The sequence below is a fragment of the Hydrogenobaculum acidophilum genome, assembly GCF_054656715.1.
In genome coordinates this window covers 1-563 of record NZ_BAAHXP010000054.1, presented here as the reverse complement: position 1 = coordinate 563, position 563 = coordinate 1, and the positions used below count along the sequence as shown (strand labels likewise).

Annotated in this window: 2 protein-coding genes; both read left to right on the top strand. The window is 30.7% G+C overall.

What is annotated here, in order from left to right; translation table 11 throughout:
- On the top strand, positions 1–317 hold a 317-nt coding region (locus tag ACYQZV_RS09100), incomplete at its 5' end, for a hypothetical protein (protein ID WP_459895332.1).
- Between the two features lie 59 nt (positions 318–376).
- Positions 377–563 (top strand): hypothetical protein (locus ACYQZV_RS09095; protein ID WP_459895329.1); only part of this gene is annotated, 187 nt, incomplete at its 3' end.

Genomic DNA, 563 nt, shown 5'->3' with positions numbered 1-563 from the left:
TGATTACCCATAGAAAGAAGATAGAAAATTTAAAAACATATCTTGATGAAAAGGCGTTTATGGCTTATGCAGAGATAGTTAATTTACTCATAAGACAAGATGAAAAAACAAAAAAGTTATTTAAAGAAATATCAAGAAAGATAGTTAAAGATGGAGCGTTTTTATTAGAAGATAAATACGACATAGACATGCTAAATACAATATCTTATTTTGCTGAAAAAGAAATCCTTTTCTACGATCCTATGAGCCTAAAAGTAAACGGCAACAACAGAACCTACGAAAAAGGGATGGAGATATTGCTCTCAAAACATGGTTAAGATTTTATATACCAAGTTTGCCAAGATAAGATGACATTTTATACGATACAATATTTATAGTGGAAAACAAAGAACATAAGCAATTTGACATAGTATTTAGAGAGATAATAGGGAGTAGAATACCTAAGTCTTTGGTGAAGATTATATCAAACAAAGAGCCCCTAAGACTCATAGAGCCTAATCTTCCAAAAACTATTGATAGAACTGTAGACACTCTCATAGAAACCAAATCAGGGGATATACTTC